This is a genomic window from Candidatus Thiodiazotropha sp. AKAK3 (genome assembly GCF_058244645.1).
This window is the reverse complement of record NZ_JBSYOQ010000037.1, coordinates 23,760-36,336: the sequence shown is the minus strand read 5'-3', so window position 1 is coordinate 36,336 and position 12,577 is coordinate 23,760. Positions and strand designations below refer to the sequence as shown.

General features: G+C 48.6%; 12 protein-coding genes. 5 read left to right on the top strand and 7 right to left on the bottom strand.

Going from position 1 to position 12,577, the window contains the following annotated elements; all coding sequences use genetic code 11:
• Positions 1 to 196: 196 nt before the first annotated feature.
• From AC4IE7_RS07420 to AC4IE7_RS07400, 5 genes are all read right to left on the bottom strand, one after another.
• Positions 197 to 2,857 (bottom strand): CHASE2 domain-containing protein, encoded by a 2,661-nt coding sequence (locus AC4IE7_RS07420; protein WP_490776183.1) that lies wholly within the window; start codon positions 2,855 to 2,857, stop codon positions 197 to 199.
• An 87-nt stretch (positions 2,858 to 2,944) separates the two neighbouring features.
• On the bottom strand, positions 2,945 to 4,342 hold the full coding sequence (locus AC4IE7_RS07415; RefSeq protein WP_490776182.1) for a FecR family protein: 1,398 nt from the start codon (positions 4,340 to 4,342) through the stop codon (positions 2,945 to 2,947).
• Between the two features lie 180 nt (positions 4,343 to 4,522).
• Positions 4,523 to 5,209, bottom strand: a complete 687-nt coding sequence (locus AC4IE7_RS07410) for a response regulator transcription factor (RefSeq protein ID WP_490776181.1) — start codon at positions 5,207 to 5,209, stop codon at positions 4,523 to 4,525.
• Between the two features lie 442 nt (positions 5,210 to 5,651).
• Positions 5,652 to 6,473: an OmpA family protein gene (locus AC4IE7_RS07405; RefSeq protein WP_490776180.1), complete on the bottom strand. Its 822-nt coding sequence runs from the start codon at positions 6,471 to 6,473 to the stop codon at positions 5,652 to 5,654.
• 42 nt (positions 6,474 to 6,515) lie between these two features.
• Positions 6,516 to 7,334, bottom strand: a complete 819-nt coding sequence (locus tag AC4IE7_RS07400) for a mechanosensitive ion channel family protein (protein ID WP_490776179.1) — start codon at positions 7,332 to 7,334, stop codon at positions 6,516 to 6,518.
• Positions 7,335 to 8,087: 753 nt separating this feature from the next.
• On the opposite strand from AC4IE7_RS07400, the gene AC4IE7_RS07395 reads away from it, so the two are divergent.
• The 5 genes from AC4IE7_RS07395 (at position 8,088) to AC4IE7_RS07375 (ending at position 11,308) form a co-directional block, all read left to right on the top strand.
• Positions 8,088 to 8,402: an MTH1187 family thiamine-binding protein gene (locus tag AC4IE7_RS07395; protein WP_490776178.1), complete on the top strand. Its 315-nt coding sequence runs from the start codon at positions 8,088 to 8,090 to the stop codon at positions 8,400 to 8,402.
• A 68-nt stretch (positions 8,403 to 8,470) separates the two neighbouring features.
• Positions 8,471 to 9,172, top strand: coding sequence for a HugZ family pyridoxamine 5'-phosphate oxidase (locus tag AC4IE7_RS07390; protein ID WP_490776177.1), 702 nt, complete (start codon positions 8,471 to 8,473; stop codon positions 9,170 to 9,172).
• Positions 9,173 to 9,276: 104 nt separating this feature from the next.
• Positions 9,277 to 9,576 carry a TusE/DsrC/DsvC family sulfur relay protein gene (locus tag AC4IE7_RS07385; RefSeq protein WP_490776176.1) on the top strand — a complete coding sequence of 100 codons (300 nt, stop codon included), beginning with the start codon at positions 9,277 to 9,279 and terminating at the stop codon, positions 9,574 to 9,576.
• A 172-nt stretch (positions 9,577 to 9,748) separates the two neighbouring features.
• On the top strand, positions 9,749 to 10,948 hold the full coding sequence (locus AC4IE7_RS07380) for an SUMF1/EgtB/PvdO family nonheme iron enzyme (protein WP_490776175.1): 1,200 nt from the start codon (positions 9,749 to 9,751) through the stop codon (positions 10,946 to 10,948).
• 123 nt (positions 10,949 to 11,071) lie between these two features.
• On the top strand, positions 11,072 to 11,308 hold the full coding sequence (locus tag AC4IE7_RS07375) for a hypothetical protein (RefSeq protein ID WP_490776174.1): 237 nt from the start codon (positions 11,072 to 11,074) through the stop codon (positions 11,306 to 11,308).
• Between the two features lie 74 nt (positions 11,309 to 11,382).
• On the opposite strand, the gene nadC is transcribed toward AC4IE7_RS07375, so the two are convergent.
• Both nadC and AC4IE7_RS07365 read right to left on the bottom strand, forming a co-directional pair.
• Positions 11,383 to 12,225, bottom strand: coding sequence for a carboxylating nicotinate-nucleotide diphosphorylase (gene nadC / locus AC4IE7_RS07370; protein ID WP_490776173.1), 843 nt, complete (start codon positions 12,223 to 12,225; stop codon positions 11,383 to 11,385).
• A complete protein-coding gene (locus AC4IE7_RS07365; RefSeq protein ID WP_490776172.1) occupies positions 12,225 to 12,569 on the bottom strand; it encodes an FKBP-type peptidyl-prolyl cis-trans isomerase in 345 nt (114 codons plus the stop codon). Before AC4IE7_RS07365 ends, nadC begins: the two co-directional genes overlap by 1 nt.
• Positions 12,570 to 12,577 lie beyond the last annotated feature (8 nt).

Here is a 12,577-nt window from a genome sequence, read left to right as displayed (position 1 = left end):
GGCCCCACCCTACCGTTCAATTCAGGGCGTAGGGTGGGGCCCTGCCCCACCAAAATAGCTTGGTTACCTCAGAAAATTCTCGTTCTACGTAACAAATCCCCTTAAGTAAGTGCCATTCCACTCTGACCCTTTTATTTCGGAAGGGAAGAGATATATTTTTAACAAAGTGGTGGAAAGGGAGTTGAGGAACAATCAGTTATGCGCTATCACCCAGAGGGTCATTGCTCTCACAAGGCATGCTCATCGAAAATGTTGCACCACCCTGATCATTATTTCGGGCAGACACTTTGCCGTGGTGCTTCTCAGCCACAACCTTTACGAAACTAAGACCCAGACCAACCCCTCTCGTATCGGATAAGGCGTGGTATGAGGATTGAGTGAAGGGCAGAAAAACCTCATTCAGCTGATCCTCAGGTATGCCTGCACCCTGATCTGCAATATCACACACTACCTGAGCGGCTTCTCTATAGACACTCAAGGTTATCTGACTCTCCCGGGGGGAGAATTTGACTGCATTTTCCAGCAGGTTGAATAGTGCCCGTTCGAGCAGCCCTGGATCGCCATGCATCCAAATCTCATCTTCATCAAACTGACTCTTCAGAACGACACTACTCGCCTTAGCTTTTGTATAGATCTCATCCAGGGCGTTATAGGCAATAGTGACGAAGTCAGCTTCAATAAATGATTGATCCTCTACCGCCTCCGCTCTCGCCAGACGAAGAAAGTCGTCTGCCAGCTTTAACGAGCGTCGAGCCAAGGGCTCTATCGCCTCAGCCAAGTCATCTGCACTACCCTTACGTTTAATTTGCGACTGGGTCAAAGAGAGCAGTGAGGTGATAGGCGAACGAATGTCATGGGATAAGAAGTTAAGCATCTTTGCCCTGGTGCGTTCCGATTGCTTCAGGGTGCCAATATAGGAGAGATTAATGATCATGCCATGCGTTTCAGCTTCAACCCCGACCAGAGATTTCAACTGAACGAAGAGTTCGGTATCAGGACGACGAACAGCTTCAAAACGCACAGGCTCATTAGCCAGCATTACCTTTGTAAAAATAGCGTCCCAGGTCTCGCCACCCTGTACATCAAGAACACTTAGCAGTTGGTAGGCATCCTCCCCCAATAGCTCCTTGTCATCGCTGTGGCCTAAATAGAATGCACTCCTTGGATTAGACATCACCACCTGACCATGGCTATTGATGACCATCAACCCGTCATCCATCTGACTAACAGCATTTCGGATCAGATTGCGAAACCGTTGAATGCGTACTGTAGCCTCCCGCATCTGTTGCATTCGCAACTCGACACGCTCCAATACACTGCCCTGACTGGCCAGGGGCTTCTCAGAAAATTGATAGGCAAAGTCGCTTACCAATCGTAGAGCGCGCCCTTCAGGCACAGCATTCCGGGGCCAGGACAAACCAAGCTGCCAAAAAGTATCCGGACGCTGTACCAGGGTCCAAATCTCTGCACCGGCTCTCTGCCAATGGCCTTCAGCAAGTGAATCAAGGGGGGAACCCAGGGTTTCGCCATCACCCATCAGTTGACGACCGCTGCGGGAATCATAGACCACCCACCCCTGAAGCGGCATCAAACGGGAGAGAAACTGCATTGCTGAAGCTATATCACCAGGAGGCAGGTGAACGGGTAACAGACTCTGTTCCCGTTGCATGCGCTCTAGTTGTTCATTCAAATAGCGCACAGCCTGGTCGAGACGCCGCCAACTCCATAGCGGATAACTCAAGGTCAAACCCAGCAGCGCCGCAGAGGGAGGAAACCAGATTTCCAAGCCGCGCAACATAATCCAATTTACCAGGATAAACCCCATAACCAACGCCACAGAAACCAAAGGGGCGGCTCGGGTTGGAAAATAGGGATAGAAGAGAAACGGTAAGACAACCACCAGGGTGCTGAGCAAAAGATGCGTGAGGTAACTTACCTGAGTGATTGTCTCACCACTGCGTAAGCTATCCAGGATATTTGCATTTATCTCCACCCCGGGCATGGGTACGCCATATCCAGACAGCGGCGTCGGCAAAGCATCACCAATCCCAGTTGCAGTCACACCCACCAAAACGATTCGATCACGAAACAGATCAGGCAGGTAGTCGCCTTCCAACACTTGACTGTAAGAGTACCTGTTGTAATACCCTGCTGGACCGGAGAAGGGGATTAAACGATAAGTATGCCGACTGATCACATGTACATTGGGCGCATGCTCAGTCAGTTGTTTACTCTCTACATCATACTTATCTGGATCGAGCCAATTCAACACACTCAACATCAATTGAGGCCAGTAGGCCTGACCCAAGCCCTCAAACAGAAAGACACCACGAGCAATACCGTCAGTATCCAGCTCTATATGAACATGCCCCAAACCTGCCGCCACATTGGAGAGTGCAGGCAACGGCATGGACTCTATCAACATCCCCCCCTGGCGATGCTGTTCCAGTATCACCGGCATGAATACACGCTCACTCGCTGCAACAGATTGAATCAGTTGGATGTCTGCCTCTGGATCCAGTCTATCCTCTTCAGCCATGAGGATATCGAACACGATCGCTTTTGCCCCCGCTTGAGTTAATTCATCAACCAACTCCGCGTGTACCCGTCTGGACCAGGGCCATCGCCCCAAAGCCTTGAGGCTTTTTTCATCTATCGCGACAATCACGATATCATCGGAAGCAGGAACTGACTTACCCCCCATCTGCAGGTCATACAGAAGATGATCCCAGCGCAACAACCAACCACTGGCTGCAAAAAATGCAGTAAACAATAGCAAAATCAAGGCACTTCTAACCGACTCTGAAAAGCCGCCACGACCTCTTTTAACTGCTGTTGTTTGCCTGGGATTCGACATGGTTCCGTTTTAATATGGACTTTCTAATGGTGACTGAAATAAGAGGATAAAGGAGAGACTCTCTGCAGAAAGTCAATTTACATAGGCTCAATACCAACCGGGAATCTCAAGGAGGTAGCTATTGGATAGAAGCCCCCCATCCCTATCTTCAATCAGAGCCTCAACAGCGACATAGTAGCGTCCCGGACCAGGAGAACTGGTGCTGAACCCTTGATCGAAGGAGAGCCGTTCGAAGAGAATATCATTGAGTGCCTGGTCGCGAGCCAGTATGAACCGATATGCCCAGGCTGCTTCAGTTGCCGTCCACTCGAAGGCTACTCCTTGCTGAAAAAACCTGGGTTTTTTCATCGTTGGCGCTTTTGATATGGGGGCTGCAACCGGCGGGCTCTGGTGAACCGGTTGAACATCGAAATGAAAGTCTATTTCACCCTCCATACCCTCCAATCCCAGAGCATCGATACCTCGCAAGGAAAATGAGTAATCCCCTGTTGTCATAAGCGGCAGTTCAACCTGATTAGAGTGAGTAACGCCTACTGACAGGATGACTTGATCACGATCTTTTAACTGATATCGATAGTCGACTGCTTCAGCCAATTGAGGCCACTCGAGCAGCAGTGCATGATCATGCTTTTCCATACTCAAATGTTTCATATCTGGTTCCGGCAGGAGTTTTCGGGGTTCAGATGGCGCTTCTCCTGACTTAACAAGAGTACCCTCCCCCTGTTTCACAAACACTGATTCCCCTTGAGCTGAAACCTCGACTTCACCGTCAGTGACTTCACTACGTGTCAGATCATCGTCCGTATCAGCTGAAATTCGAAAATCAGTTCCCCTCACTACGGTAACTGCTGAGGGAGTATGTATCTCATATCGGGACTCTGGACGTTTAAATGGCGTCACTCGGTTTTCCACCCGCCCACGCTGTAATCGTATGCGGGTATCCAGCATGCCTATGCCTTCATAAGATGAGAGCGCATCAAAAAGAACCTCGCTGGACTCTCCTACGAGTAGCACTGACTTATCAGCAAACAACAACGAGACTGCAGACCTGGCCCCGGTAATGATTCGATCACCCGCTTTGAGAATAGCCCCAGCCACGACCACTTCCGAGAGACTGGAGGCGCGACGTGTAACAGTCGCTTCACCAAACACATAATTGACTTCAACACCGGCCAGCTGATCCTTCATCCAATCGATGGGAACCCGGATTTCTGTTCCCACCGGGATCTCTCGATCCTTCTCGATACCATTAAAAACCTGCAACTGCTCCGGGGTGAATTCCGGTTTGAGAAAACGCTCCTTTACCAGAGTCAGGTTTTCCCCTTCATGTAGCCGATAGATCCAATCCTCTGACCAGGCCTGGTTGGAATATAGGGCACACAGGAGAGAGAGTACCCCAGCGACTCTGACAATTGACCACAACTTGGACAGAGTAGTGTTGATACAACTGGGGAAATTGTTTTTAAAGGTATGGTTTTCAGGCATCAGCCGATTTCATCCACATAACGCTGCTTTAATTCAAATCCTGACTAAAGCGCCCAAAGCAAAAAAATTCAAGGTGCGACTAACAAGCGAATCGAAACAACCTCATTCAGTGTTCAATTCAAATCCGTGAAATCTTTCTGTAGCCCTTCAGAAAGAATCAAGTGTGGTGAATTGGCTAATTCACTCTTCGCCTTCAAGCTGCTCAAGACGATACCCCTGATGATAAACCGCTTTCAAGCGCCATCCATTTTCTGGGCTCAAACCCAATTTTCTACGCAAACGGCTTATATGAGTATCAACTGTACGGGTCATCAATCCAGGCCCAAATCCCCAGATACTCTCCAAAAGATGATCTCTCGACAGCAGTCGACCGATATTGCTAAACAGCATCCAGGCCAGTTGAAACTCCTTTTCTGTCATTTCAACAGGAACATCTTTCAAGGTAAGGGTTTTATTCTCTTTATTCAGAGTAAAATCAGAGATCCGAATCAAATCTCTTCGACCGCTATGACGTCTGACCAACGCTTTGATGCGGGCCAGCATAACTTCTCGATTAACCGGTTTTGCCAGATAGTCATCAGCACCCTTGTCGAGGGCTTCAATAATATCCTGCTCCCCATCTCGATGGGTAATAAAAAAGACAGGTAGATCCCACTCTCGATCCTCCCTCAACCAGGAGAGCACCTCAACACCACTTTTTCCAGGTAACTCCCAATCCATTATCAACAAATCGTATGTCTCATGGCGAAGCTCGTGCATAAATGCCTCAGCATTATCGAACACTCGACAGACGTATCCCTCTGCCTCAAGCCACTCCTTCATTACACCCGATTGTACTTTGTCGTCTTCCAAATAGGCTATACGCATGGGCTGCTCCCATCCATGCAACACGCCTGCGCGCGGAATTGGCGTATTGCGAAACGACTACTATAGGCGCAGGGTAACGCCACTATGTTGCTATTTTTTATATCTACAGCCCCATATGAGTCATTTAAACCCTGAATCCAAATTAACCCCTCTGTCATATTATTCGCTATTCCTTCACAATGAAACCACTAGGGCTGTTAACACTAATTAAACCGGCAGTGTCAGCAGAAGAGTAACTCCTATCCTGATCCATATGCATCCATATGAGATCCCAAGTCGCAACGGTCAGTCATCAGTATCTGATATACCTACCGGCTGCCGGATCACCACACTGACGCTCCTGTAAAAGCTGCAATCCCGAGCCAGTTGGCAAACCACCAACCAGCCCGGAAAAGCTGCAAATCTCAAGTGAGATCGATTTAATCCTTTCAATCCGAGCTTACTAGTTCAATCCCAACTCAACCCTACGATTCTGAGCCCGGCCTTCAGATGTCTTGTTATCTGCTACAGGCGAAGCTTCACCCATCCCTTTGGTTGAAATCATCCCCTGATCCACACCTTGGGCAATCAGCGCATCAGCAACAGCCTTCGCTCGCTTTTCAGATAACACCTGGTTATAACTTGCAGCACCACTGGAATCGGTATAACCGACAACCTCTATAGCTTTGATATCACTTCGGGATTTCAGAGATGCGGCGACTCGTTCGATAACACCACTGTAATCACTGCCAATCCGGTCACTATTCAATTCAAACTGGATATTCTGCAACACAATTTTTACTGCACAACCGTCAGGTGTGACAGTTGCACCATTAGGGGTATTCGGACACTTATCCTGACTGTCAGCAACGCCATCCCCATCGCTATCCAACTCACAACCCGCGGCGTCGACCTTGATCCCTGAGGGGGTACCAGGGCATTTATCATCTACGTCAACAACACCATCGCCATCACTATCAAGGGGACACCCCTTGGCATCGACCTTTACACCGGCCGCTGTACCGGGACAATTATCAAGACTGTCTACAACACCATCACCATCTGCATCACCCTCTTTAACTGCCACCTCAACTTCAGGTTCACCAAAGCAGCCGCTCTCCTGGTTCGCCTTGTCACGATAAGATGTTGTCCAGCATTCACCTGAACCTGTACGCCAAACCGAGCCTGCCGCATCGTAAGCCAATCCCTTTTCAGCACTAACCTGACCACTGAAAAGAACCGGCAATATGGCCAAGGCCAGGGTGCACTTAATCTGCTTCTTCATATAAATATACCTCAGTTGCTTTCATCTAAGACCACCCAGATATCAGGCAGCACTCTGTTGAATCATGTGAATGTCTCTTTGCGGATAAGGGAAACTGATCCCCTGTTGATCGAATTGAGTCTTGATTGCCTCGAGCAGGGCAGCTCTGGTTGTCCAGTAGTCACCAGACTTAACCCAGGGTCTTACAGCAAAATCAACGCTGCTCTCACCCAACTCCAGCAGCATGATGGTAGGCGCAGGATCTTTAAGCACGGTTTCATCCGCTTTCAAGATCTGCTCGATTAAATCCCTTGCTTTCTTGATATCGTCGTCATAACCAATACCGATGACCAAGTCGATCCGACGGGTTTCACGGGCTGAGTAGTTGATGATCGTGCCACTGTAGATCTGTGCATTGGGCATGGTGATTTCACGGTTATCACCAGTCTTGAGCACACTATGAAAAATACGAATATCCTCGACCACACCGGATACACCACCAGCTTCTATGAAATCACCGAGCTTGAAGGGGCGGAATATAATCAGCATCACCCCAGCAGCAAAACTGGCCAGAGAATCTTTCAGAGCCAAACCAACAGCCAAGCCGGCAGCACCAAGAATGGCCAATGCAGAAGTCGTGTTGACACCCAGCTGTTCTAATGCGGCAAGCACCACAACTGCCAGCAAGGCAGTATTGACAATATTTCCCAAAAAGCTGACGAGCATCGGGTCGACATCGCTTTTGGTCATGATTTTACGCATCGTATTTGTCAATGCCTTCGCTATCCAGCGACCGATAATAAATACCAGTAGTGCCATGACAAATTTTGTGCCCCAAGGAATAACATATGTATTCATCAGAGTGTCAATTGATATATCCACGTTTTCTCTCCCAAACAGTTTTTCGTTGTTAGTTAAAAATCGATCACAGGCGGATTATTGATCGCCAATCCTGCCAATCCAGCAACATCTATTTACCAGATAATCGCTTTTGATTTCCCACTTAATAGACGGGTTATAAACAGATCCTTCCTCATTTGAACTATACCTTGTGAATAAAGCCCCTTCCCTCTAGTAAGCAACAACAGTATGGTTCCGCAGCTTAGGTAAGATACCCCTAGGAATAAAGCGACTACCTGTGAAGAATTGTAAACTTACTTATTCTGGGCTAGTGGGCCGCTTGCTAAATTCGGTAACCCTCAACCGCACCACAAGCGCCATGAGCAAGGCATGGGAGCAAGATTAGCCGTTTCTATTTTAAGCGAGCAAACAGCACCAATGGGGCTTGTGGTACGGCCCAAAGGGAGCCCCGCTACTGGGCCAATGCTGCGTTGCACTGCTTAGAAAGGACATGCCATTCCCGGAGAAGTGCACCTTGCCTTGGCCCACTAACGGGGCTCTGAGTGTTACCAAGCGGCCTACTAGATTGTCCGCTAAAGGCTTCAGAATCAAAAAAAAAGGTTCAAACAGTCGATTTGATTCCTGCTCAAAAAATCGTGCACCATATCAACAGACCATCCGTTACAAAGTTTTTTTTACAAAAAATCGCGTATTTCCCGCACAATTATTGCAATAAACACCATTTCCAAGAAAATTAAGCTACGCTTTTTTTCAAATACTTATTAAGGTTGACCAATGTCAGTGTTATTAGAATTCAGTATCTTTCCACTGGACCAGGGGGAGAGCGTAAGCAGGGAAGTTAGTCAGGTAATCGACATGATCAGGAAGAGCGGCATCAACTATCAACTGACTGCGATGGGAACACTGATCGAAACCGACAGGGTGAACCAGGCCTTGGAGGTTGTGGAAAAAGCCACCGAGTTGCTCAATGGTGCGGGCTGCAATCGTATCTATACCGCGATAAAAATGGATATCCGTGTTGGACAAAACAATCGCCTGGAGTCAAAGAGACAATCTATCGAGGCGCATATTGGTGAGATAAAAACATAGCAAGCCGCTATATACTCAGGCAGACCTGAGAATAGAGACAGACCTTCCACTGAGACTATGAGAACAATATGAACAACGAAACCTCATCAGAAGACCTGCTGCAGAGTATTCACAGACTTTGGAGCGAAAGTTTTAGTGGTATTTTATCCACCCACTCCACAAAATTCCCCGGCTACCCATTCGGCTCTCTACTGCCGATCTGCCGTGATCCAAAGGGTAACCCTTTGCTCTTAATCTCTCATTTGGCTCAACACACCAGAAACCTCGATGCTAATCCCCTATGTTCGCTAACGCTCAGTGAAACAGGGGAAGGTGATGTTCAGCAATTGACCCGATTGACCTGTCTGGCCAAAGCTGAACCCATCAATTCAACATCAGCTTCAGAACGCTATTTTCGCTACTACCCCACTGCTCGACGTTATCAGAAGGAGTTAAACTTCAACTTCTACCGACTCACCATTCAACAATACTATTTCATCGGTGGTTTCGGATCGGCACGCTGGTTCGATGCTAGTCGTATACAGCCACTCGCACCCTATTCGACATCCGAAGAATCAGAAGCACTGTTTCAGCTGAATGCTCATGACCACCAACTGCTCAATCGTTATCTGCAGAGGCAGGGGATTAAACCTACATCGTCACCCCTGGAAGCAATTGGCGCAGACCCACTAGGGTTGGATTTTCGCGAGGGAGAGCACCTGCGTCGCATTCATATGACTCAACCCTGCGAAAATATAGCCGAGTTTATTCAGAGAATAGAGGCAGATTAATCTAATCCCTTACAAAATTAAGGGTAGATAACCAGACCCCGTTGCCCTTAAACTCCTCACCAAGCAATAACCAACCATTTCACTTGGTAATAGGAGCAGTACAAATGAGCACACAAATCCCAGAACGCGATGGAGATGGCTATCTCACTGATATGAATGAATGGAGCCCAGAAATAGCACATGCGATGGCCGTTGAGGATGAGTACGAAATCACTGATGAGAAGTGGCAGCAGATTCTGAAAGCGCGTGAGTACTACAATGAATTCAACGTAGTACCTCCGATTCGCAAGTTCTCCAAATATCTTGGCGAGGACAAGAAGGCGATGTTTGAGCTGTGGCTTACCGGCCCAATGAAACCAATCACAAAATATGGCGGCCTCCCAAAGCCAACCGGCTGCGTATAGCCCGGCCGGGAGATTACAGATGACCATTGGTGATACCATTAATTGATACGGCCTATCAGCCCCTGACGCAAGCTATCAGTGGTCATTGCGTAATCTTGGTTTAAGCACTTTACTGGATCAGCGAACCCCTTGCGGGGTACACTTGTGCGGTTTTAGCCTGTGGAGTAGCAGTATGACCGCACCGGCCATTCTCAGTCAGTTGAGTGGTTTATACGAGATGCAACAGCATCTTCTCGAATCCAGAAGTGATCAGGAGTGCGCAACCCAGCACCACCCCACACTAGCCTCATTGAACTGGTATTTTGGCAATGGTGTCTATCTGGAGCTCTATTGGCTGCGGTCAGTACTCTGCGCTGATGATAGCCTCAGCAGCCGAGTCAAACACCTCTTTACGCCAGGCACAATCAGCCTTAAGGAGCAGTGTGAGAATCTTCCCCCTACCGATCATTTGATCAACTGGGGTGCAGAGATAAGGGATGAGCACCTGCGCCTGCTGGCCACACCTGGAAGCATTCCAGATCACCCGTTGATGAAAGATGACCGCCTTGCCTGGTATCTGCTTCAGGAGCAGGCGAAACTCTATGAGTGCATGTTGCTTGTTATCAACCAACTTAACTGTCGGCAGACAACTCCCGGCTATCTCTGCATGCAACCATTACAGCCAGCACCCCCAAGCTGGGAGACTAAAGAACTTTCACAAGGACACTATCGCATCGGTTCGAGGGATGACCCCCGCGCCTATGATAATGAGTTACCACCACAAGCAGTTGAATTAAGCGGTTACCGAACCGCCCTGACACCAGTATCCAACGCCCAATTTCTTAGTTTCATGCAGGCGAATGGATATCAGAACAAAACATACTGGAGCGAAGCGGGCTGGGAGTGGCAGTTACAACATCAAGCAGACCACCCGGAATACTGGCAACAGGATCCCCTGGGTAACTGGTATGAGGTCGCATTAAATGGCCCATCTCACCTTCCCCCTGATGAACCGGTTACCGGCATCAATCTCTATGAAGCAGAAGCCTTTGCCAGTTGGGCTTCCCAGCAACAGGATCAATTCTCCGGGGCAATTTTACAGCACGAATATCAGTGGGAGATGGCTGCCCGCAGTGGCGTGTTAACCCACTCTGGTCGCGGCTGGGAGTGGTGCAGCAATAGACTCCATCCTTACCCCGAATTTCACCCTTTTCCAGATGAATCAACGTCCAAAGAGCTGCTTAGTAGTAACAATCATGTATTAAAGGGTGGTAGCGTCCATACCCAAAAGGTTCTGAGGCGCGCCAGCTATCGGCATTGGGCTTTACCCTCCGAGCGCCACCACTACACATCTGCAAGGCTAGTCTTCCCACCACTTCATAAATGGAATTAAGGAAGTGAATTCATCAATTTAGAGACAAATCGACCACTTGCGAATGAAACTATTAAAGATTTAGCCGAACCTGCCAACTAACCGGTTAGAACGAGCCGATTTCGACCAGGATCTGTTGTAAGTATGGGCATAAATTCAATCACTGGAACAGCACTGCAGGGTATCCATAAAGGACTACAGGGTATGAGGCGTGTCGCCTCTGAAATTGCCAGCACAAATCAGACACAACAGACTAAACCCAAAGATCTATCCCGCTCCATGGTTGAGATGCAGCAGCATGCCAACCAGATCAAAGCCCAGGTTAAAACCATTAAAGCTGCGGACGAGGTTCTGGGAACGCTGATCGACGAGAAAGTTTAACCCCACAAAACAATCTCAGCTGAAAGCCTGACTCCCGCTTTGTCTACCAACTGACGCTAGTGTACCTCGTCATACTAGCGCTCAAACAGCATCGAGAGATCGACCGCTCGAACATCCTTGGTCAATGCGCCAACTGAGATGTCATCGACACCGGTTTCGGCAATTTCCCTGATCGACTCTAACTGAATCCCTCCGGACGCTTCCAGAGTGGCACGTCCTCCAGCCATCTTCACCGCATCACGTAGTTGTTGAAGTGTGAAATTATCCAACAGCACCCGTTGAGCGCCACCCTGTAACGCTTGCTCCAACTCATCAAGGGATTCCACCTCTATCTCGATAGTGACACCCTCTGGCACCAGCTCTCTGGATTTGGATAGCGCAGCAGCAATCGATCCAGCCACCCGGATATGATTCTCTTTGATCAATACTGCATCATAGAGACCCACCCGGTGATTATGGCAACCACCGCACTGTACCGCATATTTTTGCTGTAGACGAAGCCCAGGTATTGTCTTTCGAGTATCCATGATCCTGACACTCATACCCTGAACTGCGTCAGCGTAGCGCCTGACAGTAGTTGCAGTACCAGACAGGGTCTGCAGATAGTTTAAAGCACAACGCTCTCCACTCAACAGTGCCCGGGTATTCCCGTTTAATCGGCAAAGCACCTGATCTGTGGATACAGCATCACCATCAGCCACCATCCAATCCATTTCAATTGCCGGATCGAGTTGTCGATAGACCTCTTCGACCCAGGGAATACCACAGATCACCGCAGACTCCCGGGAGATAATTTGCGCTTGGATAACCGCAGCAGGATCCAATAAGGCAGCGGTAAGGTCACCACTACCGAGATCCTCAGCCAATGCCTGACTGACTTGACCGCTGATAAGATATCGACTGGATAGTAAATTCATCAGGAGACAGCTAGCAGTTCCACGTCAAATACCAGAGTTGCATTTGGTGGAATTACACCACCAGCACCTTGCGCGCCATAACCCAACTGAGGCGGGATTGTCAGTCTGCGTTTACCACCGACCTTCATACCCGCTACACCTTCATCCCATCCACGGATCACCATCCCTTTTCCGAGGGCAAAATTAAAGGGCTGATCTCTATCAACCGATGAATCAAACTTATCACCATCCAGTAACCAACCGGTGTAGTGTACAGTGACCTGTTGACCAGACTCTGCTGTCTCGCCATCACCCTCGTGAAGCTCTTCTATTTTCAAGCCTGAATCGGTAATCTTTTCGCTCATCACACTCT

Bases quoted from the DNA above. Each gene is read 5' to 3' on its own strand.
- AC4IE7_RS07420 (WP_490776183.1), bottom strand. From the start codon at position 2,857: ATGTCGAATCCCAGGCAAACAACAGCAGTTAAAAGAGGTCGTGGCGGC.
- AC4IE7_RS07415 (WP_490776182.1), bottom strand. From the start codon at position 4,342: ATGCCTGAAAACCATACCTTTAAAAACAATTTCCCCAGTTGTATCAAC.
- AC4IE7_RS07410 (WP_490776181.1), bottom strand. From the start codon at position 5,209: ATGCGTATAGCCTATTTGGAAGACGACAAAGTACAATCGGGTGTAATG.
- AC4IE7_RS07405 (WP_490776180.1), bottom strand. From the start codon at position 6,473: ATGAAGAAGCAGATTAAGTGCACCCTGGCCTTGGCCATATTGCCGGTT.
- AC4IE7_RS07395 (WP_490776178.1), top strand. From the start codon at position 8,088: ATGTCAGTGTTATTAGAATTCAGTATCTTTCCACTGGACCAGGGGGAG.
- AC4IE7_RS07390 (WP_490776177.1), top strand. From the start codon at position 8,471: ATGAACAACGAAACCTCATCAGAAGACCTGCTGCAGAGTATTCACAGA.
- AC4IE7_RS07385 (WP_490776176.1), top strand. From the start codon at position 9,277: ATGAGCACACAAATCCCAGAACGCGATGGAGATGGCTATCTCACTGAT.
- AC4IE7_RS07380 (WP_490776175.1), top strand. From the start codon at position 9,749: ATGACCGCACCGGCCATTCTCAGTCAGTTGAGTGGTTTATACGAGATG.
- AC4IE7_RS07375 (WP_490776174.1), top strand. From the start codon at position 11,072: ATGGGCATAAATTCAATCACTGGAACAGCACTGCAGGGTATCCATAAA.
- nadC (WP_490776173.1), bottom strand. From the start codon at position 12,225: ATGAATTTACTATCCAGTCGATATCTTATCAGCGGTCAAGTCAGTCAG.
- AC4IE7_RS07365 (WP_490776172.1), bottom strand. From the start codon at position 12,569: ATGAGCGAAAAGATTACCGATTCAGGCTTGAAAATAGAAGAGCTTCAC.